At 59.7% G+C, this 16,282-nt stretch carries 7 protein-coding genes; 4 read left to right on the top strand and 3 right to left on the bottom strand.

The features are described 5' to 3' along the window. Positions 1-5: 5 nt before the first annotated feature. On the bottom strand, positions 6-1,952 hold the full coding sequence (locus tag OH491_RS08485) for an MGH1-like glycoside hydrolase domain-containing protein (protein WP_068772185.1): 1,947 nt from the start codon (positions 1,950-1,952) through the stop codon (positions 6-8). A gap of 565 nt (positions 1,953-2,517) precedes the next feature. Between OH491_RS08485 and OH491_RS08480 the strand changes: the two genes are divergently transcribed. Genes OH491_RS08480 through OH491_RS08470 form a run of 3 tightly spaced genes read left to right on the top strand, consistent with a single transcriptional unit; the run spans position 2,518 to position 8,553 of the window. Next, entirely contained in the window at positions 2,518-5,532 is a 3,015-nt protein-coding gene (locus tag OH491_RS08480; protein ID WP_068772186.1) for a TonB-dependent receptor, read from the top strand. A gap of 29 nt (positions 5,533-5,561) precedes the next feature. Beyond that, entirely contained in the window at positions 5,562-6,989 is a 1,428-nt protein-coding gene (locus OH491_RS08475) for a glycoside hydrolase family 32 protein (protein ID WP_145929018.1), read from the top strand. Between the two features lie 25 nt (positions 6,990-7,014). After that, positions 7,015-8,553, top strand: coding sequence for a sialate O-acetylesterase (locus OH491_RS08470; RefSeq protein WP_068772188.1), 1,539 nt, complete (start codon positions 7,015-7,017; stop codon positions 8,551-8,553). A 279-nt stretch (positions 8,554-8,832) separates the two neighbouring features. Here OH491_RS08470 and OH491_RS08465 read toward each other — a convergent pair whose 3' ends face one another. Together OH491_RS08465 and OH491_RS08460 are read right to left on the bottom strand one after the other, a co-directional pair. After that, complete coding sequence (locus OH491_RS08465; RefSeq protein WP_068772189.1) at positions 8,833-10,269, bottom strand: hypothetical protein; 1,437 nt, start codon at positions 10,267-10,269, stop codon at positions 8,833-8,835. A gap of 167 nt (positions 10,270-10,436) precedes the next feature. Continuing rightward, positions 10,437-11,525, bottom strand: a complete 1,089-nt coding sequence (locus OH491_RS08460) for a substrate-binding domain-containing protein (protein ID WP_068772190.1) — start codon at positions 11,523-11,525, stop codon at positions 10,437-10,439. 219 nt (positions 11,526-11,744) lie between these two features. Between OH491_RS08460 and OH491_RS08455 the strand changes: the two genes are divergently transcribed. Further along, entirely contained in the window at positions 11,745-16,250 is a 4,506-nt protein-coding gene (locus tag OH491_RS08455) for an autotransporter outer membrane beta-barrel domain-containing protein (RefSeq protein ID WP_334319584.1), read from the top strand. The last annotated feature ends 32 nt before the right edge of the window (positions 16,251-16,282 follow it).

Raw genomic sequence — 16,282 nt, 5'->3', positions numbered from 1 at the left:
GTATGTCAGCGTTGCGGGGCGCGATCCGGCGCGGCCGCGGGCTTGTCCGCAACCAGCAAGGACGGGATGGGAACTTTTTTCTGTTCCATGAGCTGCATGAAGACGAGCAGCCCGCTCCACGCATACATGGGATCGCAGAATTTTTCCTCGGTGGCCCGCCCCGTGATCGCGGAATAGTTTTCAAATGCGCCGGAATGCTCGCGCCAGTTTTGCTCGAACAATATCCGGGAGCGTTCCGCCAGCATTGCGGCGGCGGCGTTGTGGCCCGCGCGTTTGAGGCCGAGATACACGAGAAAATTCAACACCGGCCACACGCGGCCGCGCCAATAGAGTTGCTCCGGGAAGGCCGGGTCGTCGCGGGGGACGGACGGCAGCACCCAGTCGCCCCAGAACTTTTCCGGGTGCAGCAGGAAATTATCCACCATCGAGCGGGACTGCTCCCCGGTCGCCACGCCCGCGAGCATGGGATAAAACACCGTGGGGGAAAGGCGCGGGCTGAATTCGCCGGTGTCCGTGCGCCGGTTTTGATACACGCCCGCGTCGGGGTTCCAGAGCGCGGCGATGTTTTTTGTATAAAACGCGGCCCGTTCCGTCGTCTCGGACGCTTCGGCGGCCAGCCCGAGTTCCGACGCCAGCAACGCGAGCGCCTGGCAGTCGGTAATATAAAGTGACGCGAGCCCGACATCGCTCAGCGCCATCAAATGCGTGCGCGTGTCAAACGGGGCGTCGTCATACATGGGCGAGTTGTCCATGCCGGATTCCAAGGCGGCGCCGCGCCCGGTGTTGGGCTGGAGGCGCTCGGCGAGGTCGCCGATTCGCGGCGGGAAGGGATGCGAGCCCCACGAGAGCAGTCCGCGCGGGTTCCGGCGCGCCCGATCCCACCAGCGGTTCCACGCCAGCAAGGCCGGAAAGATCGCCGCAAGGAATCCGCGATCCGGCGCCATCTCGTGGATCGCCAGCATGGTGAGCCCGGCGAGCGGAGGCTGCGAGCGGTCCCATGAGCGGCGCCCGCTGCCATTGGCGACATTGGGGATGAACTCTCCATCGACCATCTCGCGGAACACCTCGCGGATGGAGTTGCGCGCCAGCTCCGGCGCATCGGGAGCCTGCATCCACGCGAACGTAAAAGTATCCCAGCAGAACAAGCCGTATCCGAGGCGCAGCACATTCCACGGGCGCGATGAGGTGGTGATCACGCGTTCGTGCGCCGGTTCATAAAAGGTGTTCCATGCGAGGCATGCCTGGTAAGCCGCGTGCAATTCCGCCAGCCGGCCGTAACGCCGGTGCGCCGCATCCTCGGCGGCCCGGGCCTTGGCGATGATCCGCCCGATCTCATCCAGCGTCCGTGGCGCGCCGCCGGCGGCGATGCCGGCTGGCCCGGAAAGTTCCAGCACCCAGTAGGGCGAGCGGTGCCCGGCGTTGGGATCGCGAATGCGTTTTCCGGTGCAATATATATGAACATCGCCGCGCGCCATGCCGTGCGCCCGCCAGCAATCGGGCCCGGTTTGCACGATGCAGCCGGGGCGGTTCCACAAAAACGAGCCTTCCGCAATCATCGACACGGGGCGCAGCGGGAACTTCCCGACAGGAGTGACCAGGATGACCAGCCCGTCATCCCCGACGCGGGCGCTTTCCACGCGGATTCTGGTCTCACCCATCACCACCGTCAGCGAAGTATAACTGCCATCGTAGGCATGCCGCCCCGGTTCAAGGCCCTCGGGCTGGGTTTTGATATCAACACCGGAGAGTCTCACGCCCGCCGTCGCACCCCGCTGGCGGATGCCGAATGACGCGCTCGAAATCACATGCAGCATGCCATAATGGCAAAAGGACAGCTCAACGGCCAGCGCGGCGGGCATCAACACATGTGCAAGGGCGCTGCGGGTGCTCCACGTGTTCCAGCCTGCGGACGGGAAAAGCTCCTTTTCGTAATTGATATAGGGATGATTCATAGATCGAAGACAGGCCGGATGAGGGGCTTGCGGAGGACATGATATATGATGCGTCGCGGCGTGTTTTCTCAATGTCCGTGTTTAGGTTACCCCAGGGAACCAGTTTCGAGCATCTCCCAAAAAGTCCATGGCGGGCATGCCAGGAAAATCGAAATGAATTCACTGATGTTACGCACATGTAGGGCCTGACCTTGTGTCAGGCCGCGGATTACCTGTGTGGTCTCCTGCGCGTGCGCGGCCTGACACAAGGTCAGGCCCTACAAAATCCTGCCGGCTGCGTCCCATCAGTGAGTTCATAAGCGGCATCCTTTGTTTCCGCGGATGGCACCGGCGTAGATTACCCGTTTCTCTCGTGGTCGAATGCCGCCATGCCGTCGTCCGGTGAACGGCGATCCGGGTCGCATTAATATATTTATTAATATTAGGTTGTGAAATATTGGTAGCCTCGGGGCACCATTAGAAACCTGTTGGCACGGAGGTCCGTTCCGGGATTATATGATATTGTCTACCTCTCCCCATGCCTTTCCGCATCCCAATAAAATCTCCCAAACCTAATTCTCCATTTATGAAGAAAACCTTCCCGCCTCGCCTTTCCTCCTTCGGGTTGCTTTCGGGCATTATAATCATGCTGGTCGCCGGGGCCCGTCTCGCCGCGCAGACTGCATCGGGCACGATCGAGGGCCGCGTGCTGGATCCCGCGTCCGGCGATTATTTGTTGAATGCCCGGGTGTCCGTCAAGGATGCGGGCAAGGAGGCGTTTACCGACAGCGCCGGCTATTATCAGATTCGCGATGTCACTCCGGGCACGGTGACGCTTGAGGTCTTTTATACGGGGTTTGATCCGCAGACAGCGACAGTGGTTGTGGAGGCGGGCAAGACCGCCGGCGCCGATTTTTCACTGCGCAATGTGATGCGCTACGGGGACGGCGGGACAGTTATAATGGACAAGTTTGTCGTCGCCGCCACCCGCGAGGAAGACGCGCAGGCGATCGCGGTCAACGAGCAGCGTTTTGCCGACAACGTCAAGAATGTGGTCGCCGCCGACGCCTTCGGGGATATCGCCGAGGGCAATATCGGCGAGTTCATGAAATTCGTTCCCGGGGTGTCGCTGGAATACGGCGCGGGTGACGCCAGCGCGCTCGTGCTTCGGGGCATCCCAAGTGAATACAATGCCGTGTCCATGGACGGCAACGAACTGGCCAGCGCCGCGTCCTACGGCTCCGGGCGCGAGTTTTCGCTCGAGCAGGTGTCCATCGTCAACGCGGCGCGTGTCGAGGTGACGAAAAGCCAGCTGCCCAGCAATTGGGCAAACGCGCTCGGCGGCAGCGTGAACTTGGTGAGCAAGAGCTCCTTCGAGCGCAGCAAGCCGCAATTGAAATACAAGGCGTTCATGACGTTTTCCTCCGATGATTATGATCTCAAGAAAACCGGCGGGCCGGGCGACAGGCAAACCCATAAAGTCCGCCCGGGCGGGGAATTTTCGTATATAAAACCGGTCACGAAAAACTTTGGGTTCACAGTGAGCGCGCTATATTCCAACCAGGTCGGGCATGAACGTTATTCCACTCCCACTTGGGAGTTCAGGCCGGCTTATGGCGCGTCCGAGACCAACCCCTACCTGAGAAGTTATCAATTGCGCGACGATCCCCGCGAGACGGAGCGCCAGTCCTACCAGCTCGGCGTTGACTGGAAGCCGTTCAGCCCGCTTACCTTGAAGCTGAATTACACTTATAGTAGTTATGACTTGTTCACCGGCGTGAACCGCCTGAGCTTCCAGCACCGGACGGTCACCGGGGCCGCGAATATCCTGGACGCGGCGCCCACGGATTATGACGAGCACCACATGTATAGCGGAAAGTTGAACAACGGGGCCGAAACGACCGAGACGCTGCAATCGCCCATGTGGAGAAAAAAATACGGCGACACTCACACCGTTTCGGGCGCGGCAAACTGGCGATTGGGAGCATGGAAAGGAAGCATCGAAGGCTCCTTTTCCAAGTCCGTAAATTATTACCGCGACACCGACCACGGGTTTTTCTCCTACGCGGATGTCCGCATTTCCCAAGTGCAGACAAATTTTGACGACATTCAGAAAGTGCGCCCCGGCACGATTACCGTGAGCAAAGGAGGGGAGGTTAAGGATTGGACCAAGCTGGCCAATTACAATATAATCAATGTCGAGTCCGAGCATGTAAATTCGGCGGACACGCGATATAATGCGCGTGCCAATCTGCGGCGTGATATTCGCGTGGGAGGCGTGGACGGCGCTGTGCAGATCGGAGTCGCCTACAAGAAACAAATTCGCGACCGGGGCATGGACAAAAAGCTGTGGAGCTACAGGGGCGCGGATGGGGTTGCTGACAACGCCGACAACACCGCCGCCGGCATTGTGAATACAAACTATCTCAACAAGGACATGGGGTTCGGCTGGCCGGCCAGCATAGAATGGGTGAGCCTCAGCAAGCTGTATGACCTTTATCGGGAGCATCCGGACTGGTTTGTCTTCAACGAAACGCATGCCTATCAGCAAAACGCGCTTGGGAGCGAATATATCGAGGAGTCGATCTACGGGGCCTATTTGCAGGCCGAGGCGACCGCATTTAGGGGCCGCATGAAAGTGGTCGGGGGCGTGCGCTTTGAGCAAACCGAGGACCGGGGCGAGGGACTGTTGCGCGAAGGCAGCGTATATATAACAAGGGGGCAGAAGTCATCGACGAGTTATGACGGATGGTATCCCAGCATAGGGGTGAACTATAACATCGCGGCCAATCTTATCTTCCGCGCGGCGTATGGCAGGACGCTCGGGCGCCCCGATTTCGGGAATATCATCGGACGGGCGGAAATCATAGAAAGCTCCGAGACCATAAGCATACGCAACCCGGATCTCAAGCCTTGGGAGTCGGATAATATCGACCTCTCGCTTGAGTATTACCTGAAATCCGGCGTTATCTCGGTCGGCGCGTTCTGGAAAAACATCGACAATGCGTTCGGGTCCTTCACCATGATCGCTGATGAGACGTTGCTGGACGAGTTCGGCCTTTCCCATCAATATGCCGGCTGGGATATGACCTCCACCTTTAATGTCGGATCCGCCAAGGTGTCGGGTATCGAGGCAAATTTTAACCAGCGGCTGAATTTCAAATCCCTTCCACGCTGGGTGCGCGGTTTTTCTGTGTTTGCAAACGGCACCTGGCTGGATCTCGAGGGCGAGAGGGCGGATTTCAACAAGTTCATAGACAAGACGGTGAATTGGGGCGTTTCATATTCCTACAAACGGATTTCCGCCAGGCTGAATTGGAATTACAGGGGAAAGCAGCACATAAATTATCCGAACTTTGGGACGGATGCCAATGGCAACCCGATTCTCGCCGAGGCCCACACGCTGCCGGTCACGCGCCTTGACGCGAACATCGAGTTTCGTTTCACCAAATGGCTGGCGCTTTTCTTCAACGGCAGGGACATCACCCATGCGGACTTGGACCGCGTGAAAATAAGTGCAAACAATCCGGAATATTCGCAATTTTATCAAAGAAACAAATACAGCATCAAGTTCACCGCCGGAATTCGCGGCACATGGTGATCTTGGCAAAATCGAAACCAATAAATGACATGAATAATTTCAAAATCCTATATCCTGTCATCCTGTGCCTCGGGCTGGCGGATCTGGCCGCCCAGGTGCCGCTGCGTCCCGGCACCGAGCTTTTTGTGGACGATGTGAACATCATTCACAAGGAGAACGTGACCAGGCGCACCCACGCCGGCTCCAAGCCTGCCGCGCCGGTGTTAGTGGGCGACCAGCCGTGGGAGAATCGCAGGGCCTACATGAGCGGACTGGTGGTGCGCGACGCGGACGGCGGCTTTCGCATGTGGTATGGGACCTCGGGCCGGCTGGCCTACGCGACCTCGAAGGACGGGCTCGCGTGGGAAAAACCGTTGTTTTCGTTTGTAGACCACAACGGTGCAAAAACCAACGCGCTGGTAAAAAAGAGCAACATGCTCAGCGTGTTGCTGGATGTTTATGAGACCGATCCGGGAAAACGCTACAAGGCGATTTTTTCCAATGGCATCAAAGAGGGCGGCTTTTTTGCGTATTATTCGGCCGACGGCATCGAATGGAAGGAGTATCCCGGCAATCCGGTGATTCCCTACGGCTCGGAAATGGGAAACATCGTCCGCGACCCGAGGACGAAATTGTATCATGCCTACATACGGCCCTACACACCCAAGCACTTTCCCAAGAGGCTCGCCGAAAAGCGGCTCGGGGCGGTGAGCACGAGTACGGATTTCAAGAACTGGTCGAAACCCAGGGTGGTGCTGGCGCCGGACAAGATTGACGATGCCTGGTGCGTGAAGAAGGACCAGCGCACCGAGTTTTACGCGATGAACGGTTTTCCCTACGGCAACTCATGGCTGGGCGTGGTGCCTTTGTTCAGGATCACGCAAATCCTGGATAAAACCGACCGGCTGCAATCCAGATATGACGGCCCGATCGAGGGGCAGTTGATCACAAGCAGGGACGGCTTGGAATGGCGGCGCATGGAAGTGCGCGAGCCGGTGATCCCGAGCGGGAAGGAATTTGACGTGAGCGTCCTCGACGTGGCCACGCAGCCATTGATCGTGGGTGACGAGGTCTGGATGTATTACACGGGAATAACGACCACGCACGGCGGCCCGACGCCGCCGAAGGAACTGGCGGTATGCCTTGCGAAATGGAGACTGGACGGGTTTGCCTCGCTTGATGCAAAGGACAAGGAAGGCATTGTGGTAACGTCGGCGTTTCAACTCGCGCGGAAGGGTTTTTTGGAAATAAACGTGGATGCGTCGAAGGGCAGGCTGGTGGTCGAGGTGCTGGATGCAAAGGGAAATCTGCTGCCGGGCTATGCGGCGGCCGACGCGAAGGTGATTGCAAGCGATGGAGTGAGGCACCAAGTCGGGTGGGCCGCAAACGATTCGCTGCCCGCCGACATCGGGTGCATGCTTCGTTTCCGCCTCACAAACGCCGCGCTTTATAGCTACACCATAAAACCGGCGCAGTGAGAGGGCGAGTAGGTCCTAATATTATATGATTAAGCGCGGCATCTATTATGGCCGGTTGTTCTTTGGCGCGGGCGTGGCGTTTGCCTTCGCATGGCCATGCCTGGCAGAGGTGGTGCCGGCCGCATTGTTCACCGATCACGCAGTCTTGCAGCGAGACATGCCGCTGCCGGTGTGGGGGCGGGCCAATCCGCGGGATGCGGTGCGGGTGGAGTTTGCCGGGCAGGCGCAGGAGACCCGTGCCGATGCCGCCGGGCGCTGGCTTGTCCGCCTCGGGCCGGTCTCCGCGCCAGGGCCGCACGTGATGAAAATCACCGGGCCGGACAACACGGTGGCAATCAGTGACGTGCTGGCCGGCGAGGTGTGGTTGTGTTCCGGGCAGTCGAACATGCGGTTCCCTCTGTCGAAGGCGGCGGGCGGGCGCGAGGCCGCGGCGGCGGCGGGCAATCCGCAACTGCGGCTGTTCGACGTGCCGCTTGTTCCCAGCCGGCAGCCGGCGTGCGACGTGGCCGGGGCATGGAAACGATGCGAGCCGGCGACAGCGACGGACTTTTCAGCAGTCGCGTATTATTTCGGCGCGCAACTCCAAAAGGCGCTCGGCTGTCCGGTGGGGCTTATTCACTCAAGCTGGGGCGGGACGGTGGCGAAGTCGTGGATGCCGCTGGAGGCTCTGCGCGCCGACCCGCGCTTTGACGTGATGATGGAGCGCGAGCAGGAGCGGCTGGAAAAGCTCCCGGAGACGAAAAATAAATACGAGCGCGACCGCGCGGCGTGGGCGAAGCGGCGGGAGAAAAATCCCGCGACCGCCGGGCCGGCTCCCGTGTTTCACGACGCGGCGTCGAAGGCCGCGCCGGCGCATTTATACAACGGAATGATCCACCCGCTCATTCCGTATGCCATGCGCGGCGTCGCGTGGTATCAGGGCGAGTCGAACCGCACCAGCCCCGCGCAATATGGAATCCATCTCCCCGAGTTGATAAAGTCGTGGCGGAGCGCCTGGGGGCAGGACGACCCGCGTTTCGGCACCGACTACCCGTTCCTGATTGTGCAGATCGCGAATTATCTGGAGCGGAAGGACGACCCGAACCTGCGCAGCCCGTGGGCGGAAATCCGGGAGGTGCAGCGTCTGACCGCGTTGGCAACACCGAACACGGCGCTGGTGGTCGCGATTGATTTGGGCGAGGCGGGCAATATTCACCCGGCAAACAAGCCGGATGTCGGCAAACGACTCGCGCTGGCGGCGGAGCGTCTGGCCTACGGGCATGATGTCGTCGCCAGCGGCCCCTCGGTGCGGGATGTGAAATGGGCGGCTTCTGAGGTGACTGTTTCGTTTGACAATGCAGAAGGCGGGCTCGTCTCGCACGGCGCGCTGGCGGGATTCGCGCTCGCCGGTTCTGACGGAAAGTTTTTCAACGCGGAGGCCATGATGTCTGCCGACGCAGTGGTGGTTTCAAGCAAGCACGTGCGCAAGCCCGACAAGGTGCGTTATCTTTGGGCGGATAATCCCCGGGCCTCGTTGTATAATAAACAGGGTCTGCCGGCCTCGCCTTTCGAAGTTCGCAGGTAAAATTCATGGAGCGCGGCGGCAGAGGGCGAAGCCCGGCGACGCCGTTTTGAGTGATGCCATATCCGAACGAAATTTATATTTTAGGTAGGACGAGGCGTCCCCGCCGAGCCGCGGCTCAGCCGGAGGCTTCGCCCTACCTTGATAAGTCTATAAACGATTCGGAAATCGTATGATTTGTAAAATCTATACCCGCATTTGTATTCAAAAAAGAGCGGTGCCGCCGCTTCGCTTTGTGCAATCGCGCGCCATGACAGGCACTGGGCGCAGGCGGTGCGTTTGTTATTCTGCCGCGGCAATCCGGAAACTATAAAGATCGCCATTTGTCAGATGGAAACGCAACGCGAACGGTTTGCCGGCGGGCACCCGGTCGCCGCCCTTCCATCTGATGCGATGGCGAATCGAATCACTGCTGATTCTTTCGCAATCAGCCTCCGCGAAACCGGGGATCGCCCGGCTTTCGGAATCAAGCAGCGCGACCGTCAACTGACCGCGGGACATATCGGCATTGACGAGAAGCTCGCCTCCGTCGGTGATCATCGGGACGGTTTGAACGACTCCCGGCGCCCAGCGCGCGCGCAGCGAGGCAAAGCCGTCGAGCCGCCATTTGGCCAAGGCGATTGTGATGTCCTTGGGCGGAATCGGGCCGCCATGCGTGGTATTGATTGCCGTATAATAAAGCCAGATCTCGTCGCCGACGATGAGGGGGTTGTTGGCAATGTGCAAGATCGTGCCGGCATCGTAGCTGCGCGGGCCGTTGGGAATGACGGGCGTGCGAGGCAGGGTGCGTCTCCACTTGCGCCCATCCCGGCTATGGATGAGCTGCACATCGATAGGACCATCAAAGGCGGCCTGGAGTTTTTGCTTTTCAGTCAAAGTCCCGGTGAGGCGAAAGACCGTGATAAAACCGAGCCATTGGGATCCGTATTCAAATCCGCTCCAGCCATAGAATTCGGTGCGCTGGCCTTTGCTGAACAGCCATTGATCATCTATTTCATCGGGCGTAAACACCATTTCCAATGGGGACCAATTAATGAAGTCCTTGCTGGTGGTGAGCGCGCAGGTGCGCTTTTCCTTCATGCTTTTAGGGCTTAACTTTGGCGGGTGCGGGCGGATGAAGGCCAGGTATTCCCCGGTTTTTTCGTCCTTGGATACAGTCGCCATTTCACTGCCAAAGGCCATGAGTTTTCCACCGTCATTATACATTTTCCAGTTGATCCCGTCTGCTGAATACGCACCCCGGAAGTGGCGGCTGCTGCCGATCAACGCCTTGTATTTTTGCAGCGGATCCGGGCAGTGCTCGTCGATAAAAACAGTGGTGTTTATGACATCGGTCAGAAGAATGTTGTTTTTTCTGGAGCCATCGTATTCATGCAGTCCGACCTCGGGGCGCATCCACGTGACCCCGTCTTGCGACTCGGCGTAGCAGATTTTCCCTCCGGCATTATACCACATGCGAAAGAGTCCGGTTTTTTCATTCCGGTGCACTCCTCCATAAAGATATACGCGACCCTCCTCCCATGGCTTCTCGGCGCGGAGCACGGGGGCGTCGAGCTTGGCCGCCTGGTGGAAAACGCGTTCGAGATTGGCGCTCGCCGCGATGATCGTGTCATCGATGAACAGTTCGGCGTCGCCTCTGGTTTGATAACTGGAAGCCGGGGCGGCGGAACAAAGTGCAAAGGCAAAGGCCAGCAGGCAGGTTGTGAGGCAGGGTTTCATTGGTTTGCAGGTGTGAGTCATTTTCAGAGGAAAGCCGGATTGTATTTAAATGATGAGTTCCGCTGATTGAACGAAATCCACCCTATCATGCGCGTTGTGGAGCCGCGGGCAACGCATCCAATATGGAGCCCCGGGAATACCAGATTTTTTCAGCGGTGGATAACGCATCATTCCGGCGCCGGGCCGAGGGTATTGCCTTTTATGAAATCAGGAATGATGCGCATATCGAAGCGCCGGGGCGCGCCTTGCTCGAGCATCCGTTTGATGGCGTGATACAGGGCCAGCGCGAATTTTGACGGCACTATGGAGTAGCGCGTGGGGGCGGGATGCACTTGCGAGAGAAGCGGGGACACTTCCCGCGAGATAAGGGAGACATCACGGGGGACGCGGAGACCGTGATGCGCGAGAAAGCCGAAAAGCGTGAGATAGAGCAGGGGATTGCTGCACAGGAAGCCCGTGGGGCGGACCGGCATGCCTTGTATGCGCTGAAACTCGCGGACGACGGCGGCCATGCCGCGCGGCGGGCGGATGATGAGCGGCTCGGGATAGCCTTTGTGCTCGAGGACGGCGTTGAGGAACGCCTGCTCGCTGGCAGCGTCGGCGCCATGCACCGCCTTTTCCTCGTGGAAAAACACGAGGCGGCGATGGCCTTGCCGTATGAATGCGAGCGCCGCGTGGCGGCATAGCGCGGACTGGTCGATGTCAACGCTGGGCAGCTCGATGTCATCGAAGGTGGAACCCGCGACCACGGCCGGTTCGCTTCGCGAGGCGAACCAGTGCTGGATCGAATGGTTGGAGCGGGCGATTATCCAGCACCGGCCCGGATGGGAGCGCACGAGTTGGGAGAGCGAACGCGGGGCGTTTTGGCCGAAATATTTCCATCCGGAAAAAATTTCCAGTTCCATTCCCGCGTTGTGCAGCGATGACATGAGATGGTTGATCCACAAGATGGTGAACGGCCGCGCCGTCTCGACCGGCTCCGGCAGCAACAAGGCGACGCGCGTGATTGGGCCGCTTTGTTTTTTGGCCGCGACGCCCGTTTTCCTCACCAGCAGGCTCGCGCGGTTGCGTTTTGTCTGGATCATGCCGTCGGCGCGCAGCATGGCAAGGGCGCGCCGCACGGTTTTCCTGCTCACGTTGAGCCTTGTGGCGAGGCGGCGTTCGCCGGGCAGTTTGCCCTTCCAGATTCCCGCCTCCAGTTCCTCGCGGAGCGTGTTGGCGACTTGGGTGCTGATGGAGTGAAAAGATGAAGGCATGGGGATGAAGGGAACCGACCGACGACCATGCAACATGCACCCGGAAGGGCGGGATGCCAAGTCCGCGAAAGTGGTTTCCTGAGGAATCCATAATGCCAGCGTTGTTTCATCCCGGGAGTTTTGTTTTATTGAAATTGTTCCCCTTCGACCAGCCAGCCTCGCGGGCTTTGCCAGTTTGTATCATATTCAAAACGCGATACCAATACAATGTGCTCCAAAATGAACATACCGAATCCCCGTCGTGCATGGATTTTCATCGCTGCCTTGCTGCCCGCGATGCAGCCGGCACCCGTCACGGCGGACGAATATACTTTTTCCACCGGCAGCTCGGCCGCGGGACTGTCGGGCCTGCTGGCCGGCGGTGACACGGTGGCCATTTCCGGCTCGGCGGGAATGCTCGTCCTGTCGGACTCGCGGAGCCTGGATGTCAGCAACTGGGCCGCGCAGACGGACTCGTTTGATCTGGGAACAAAGTCCGGCATTGTATTCAAGCCTGCATCCGGCGCGTCCGACCAGTGGGCGGTGCTCCAACGCGGCTCCGGGAATGTGCGGTTGATTACAATCGCTCCCACCGCCTCCGGCACGACGGTGCTGGAACTAAACAAAGTGGTAATCGCCAACGGCTCCTCGGGCGGGGCGAACAACGGTGGTGGAATCCTGGTCTCTGCCGGCTCCGACCTGTTCCTCCTGAAAGGCGATGTGGTGTTTTATAACAATACCGGGCGCAACGGCGGCGGCATGGCGGCGTTGGGTTCGGTCACATTTGCCGGGGATGTGACCTTTGACTCAAACACGGTAAACGCCGCCGCCGGTTACGGAGGCGGTTTCACCACGACGGGCAACATGGCGTCCGCCGGCGCGGCCACGATCGCATTCGAGAAAACCGCGGTGTTCATCAACAACGCAAGCGGAGCCACGGCGGCGGGCGGAGGCATGTATGTGCATCGCGGGCATTTGCTGGTTTTCAAGGACACCGCCACCTTCAAAGGCAACAAGGCCGGCTCGTCCGGTGGCGGAATTTACGCGCCCAGCGCGGCGGGGTTTCCGGGAACAATAACATTTGCGGGTGATGTTTTGTTTGACTCAAACTCCGGCACCAACTCAGCCGTGATTCACGGCGGCGGCATTTACGCCGGCGATTTGATTGACGTGCTGTTCACCGGCGCCGGAAGGGTGGCGACATTTGACAATAACAGCATCATCGTCAGCGCCACCGTCGCGCCCACGGGCGGCGGAATTCGCGCGCAATCCGTTGTCTTCAGCGGCGGCACTTTTAACATTACAAACAACGCCGCAGGCGCCGCCGGCACCGGCGCGCAAGGCGGCGGCGTGCGCACGGTGAAGGCGCTGGATGTTTCGGGGAATTATAATTTTTCCGGCAACGAAATCACCGGCGCCGGTGGCGCGGCCTACGTGGGCGGAACCGCGTTTTTTGCCGGCTCCGGTTCGTTCGCAAACAACAAGGCGCTGACAAACGGCGGCGCGCTTTATATTGCCGGCGACGCGCTCGACATTTCCGGAGCCGCCGCGTTCGACGGCAACGTCGCCGGCGGGCTGGGCGGCGCGATTTATGCGGCCAATGCGGTTTCGCTGACGCTGAGCGCCACGTCCGGTGATATTGTCTTCCAGAACAATACCCAGAGCGCGACGCTCAATCATGCCGATTTCGCCAGCACCAAAAAGATGATGATTGCGAATGCAGGAAGCTCGAACGCCATCTATTTCGCCGCCGCGGCCAATACGATGAACATCCATGCGGAGGCGGGATACACGGTGCGTTTTTCCGACGCGATCAGCGGCACGGCGGGACTGGCGCTTGTGGTCAACAAATCAGGCGGGGGCAATGTGTCTTTCGCCCATAATCTGGATGCCGTGGTGACAACCACGGTTTCGGCCGGCGGCATGATATTGCAGAATGGCGCGATTTATGGGAGCGGAACAGACGGCGGCGCGTTTGCGCTGGCGGCGGGGGCGGGGCTTTATGGAAACGGGAAGGTGCTTGCCCAAACCGTGAGCATCGGGGCGGGCGCCTCGCTGGGCGTGAGTGACGGAGGGCGGCTTTTGATTGAAAGCGGTGTTGCGCCGACCGTGGGCGGCGGGCTCATCCTTGCAGGCTCGGGCACGATTTCCGTCGCGGGTGTCGGCGCTTTCGATGCCGCGGAGGTGCGCGCCGGGGGCGGCGGGACGGCGGAGACCCTGACCATTGACGGCGATCTCACACTGACCGATGCGAAGCTCACCGTTTCATTGCATGATAACGATGCCGACAAGTTGATGGTGAAGGGCAACGCCATTGTCAGCGGGTCGAAAACAATCGATATCTTGTCGCTGGCGGGCAGCGGCACCTATAATATAGGAAATGTAAAGGACTTTTACGGACCGGACACTTTGGTATTGATTGGTGGAGAACTGCAATCCGCCGGGGCGCGCCAGCGCGCGGAAGCGGGGAGCGACGGAGTGAACCTCCAGATCATCGCCTCGGCTGATATTTCCCGCATATTATATTGGACCGGCGGCACGAGCGCCACGTGGAGCACAGCGCAGCAGAACTGGACGGATGATGCCTCCGTCAATGAATTTGCGGGCGGTGATCGTGTGGTGTTTGACGGGGCGCATGATTCTGCGCACACCGACCGGAGGGAAATCTCGCTCGGGGGGAGCGGGGTAAGGGTGTCGGATATGATTGTGCGTGGCGGCGGAACGTATGCTTTTTCCGGGGATGGCGGAATCACGGCAAGCGCGGACTATGCGGTCAAAATCACGGGCAGCACCAATATTGACGACGCCCGGGGAAAACTCATCAAGGAGGGGGATGGCGTCCTGCGGTTTGAAAATAGCGGGAGCAATACATTCCGTGGCGGCATTGAAATCCAAGGAGGCGCGGTCGTGTTCAACCGGGCGGAGCAACTCGGGGACGGCGGCAACGGCATCAGCTTCACCGGCTCCGGAACACTGCGGGCGGCCGGCGACGGCTTGAGTTTGCCAAACGCGGTGACAATCGGCGCGGGCAATAGTGCGACGCTGGACACCCAAAACAACAAGGTCACGGTCTCGGGATCGCTCGCCGGGGAGGGAAATCTGGTAAAGACAGGTGCAGGCACCCTTGTGCTGGCGGGAGGCAATGCCCACACCGGAGTGAAAATCATCCAACAGGGAACGTTGCAGGGCGCGGCCCAAAACCTTGGCTCCAGAATACAAAATGAGGCGACTTTATTGTTTGACCAAGGCGGGGCAGGGGAGTTTTCCGGAGAGATCACCGGCGCCGGCACGATTATCAAAAAGGGGGCGGGCGCGCTTTTGGTGAGCGGGTCGGTGACCGCATCGAGTTTCCGGGTTGACGAAGGGATGATTGCGATCGGCGATACGACCTTGGCGGCCACAACCGGCTTTTCCGTGAATGCCGGCGGCGGGTTGACGGGCACCGGCATACTGCGCACGCCGCTCCTCAGCAACAGCGGCATCATCAAGGGCCGCAAGGCGGCGGAAGGCGCGGGCGGCGAGCACGGGAGGCTGACCATCGAGGGCAATTATACGGGCAATGGCGGCGCGGTGATGCTGGATGTCGCCTGGCAGGGCGATGGCGCGGCGGCGGCGGACCAATTATATATAACAGGAAGCGCGTCGGGCTCCACCAGCCTCGTCCTGGCGATTTCGGGGACGAGCGGTTTGCCTTCGGACAATGCAACCTTGGTGCATGCCGATGGCGGGTTTAGCAACGGCGAAGGCACCTTTGTATTAGCCGAACGCTATGTGCTGCCAAACGGCAAGGATGCGATATTGGAGTATGCGGCGGATGGCGATTTGCGCATCGCCTCGACTTTTTCCCCCGAGGCCGCGGCGATCACGGGGGCGGATGCCGCCGGGTTTCTGATCGGAAAGGCAGCTGTCGATTCGCTGGACGGACGTCTGCTGGCGTTGCGCATGAACAACCAGGCGGCGCACAGGTATGACCTTTGGATGGCGGGCATGCACCGGCATGACAAAATAACATCGACCACCTACGATGGCACGAAATCCAATATACAAGGAGCGCAGGTTGGCGTGGATACGTTTTTCGGCGAGGATTCGCGCAGCCTCGTTTTCGGTGTGTTTTATGATTACGCGAAATCGGACATGCACCAGCTCCGCAACATTGCCTCCGCGCGCACCGAATCAAACGGGGGCGGACTCTATGCAATGTATAAGCACGGGGCATTTTATATTGACGGCATCATGCGGGGAAGCCGGGAGGCATATGAGGTGTCCGTCCCCGGCACGCCCTCGTTTGGCATGGACGGGGATAGTTGGGCGGGGTCGGTGGCGATCGGTTATGTGATCGAGGGCGATCTCGGCTGGAACGCCGATCCCGAGGTGCAGCTGACTTATCAAAGCCACCGCATCGAGGACGCGACCGACATGTGGGGGCGCATTTATCACACCGACTCCACGGAATCCCTCAACGGCCGCGCCGGTGTGCGCCTGTGGACGCAGCGCGAATGGAAGAAGGGGCTGGGCATCGTGCCTTGGCTGCGGGGCGGTTATGAATACGAGTTCAAGGGCGAAGGCAGGATGACCGTCGGAGGCGAACCTTTTGAGAACAGCCTGTCCGGCGGCGGGTTCATGCTGGACGCCGGCGTGTCCATGCAGCTCGGCCATGGCTTCAGCATCGATGGGAGCGGCGCATGGTTTTACGGCGCCAAGCTGGGCGGTTACAGCGCCAGCCTTGGGTGCCGTTATGCCTGGTGAACGGGACCGGAACGTCCGGCCCGGGCTTTGGC

The sequence above is a fragment of the Termitidicoccus mucosus genome (assembly GCF_038725785.1).
Lineage (GTDB): Bacteria > Verrucomicrobiota > Verrucomicrobiia > Opitutales > Opitutaceae > Termitidicoccus > Termitidicoccus mucosus.
The sequence above is the reverse complement of the archived record's forward strand: the minus strand, read 5'-3'. Positions and strand labels throughout refer to the sequence as shown.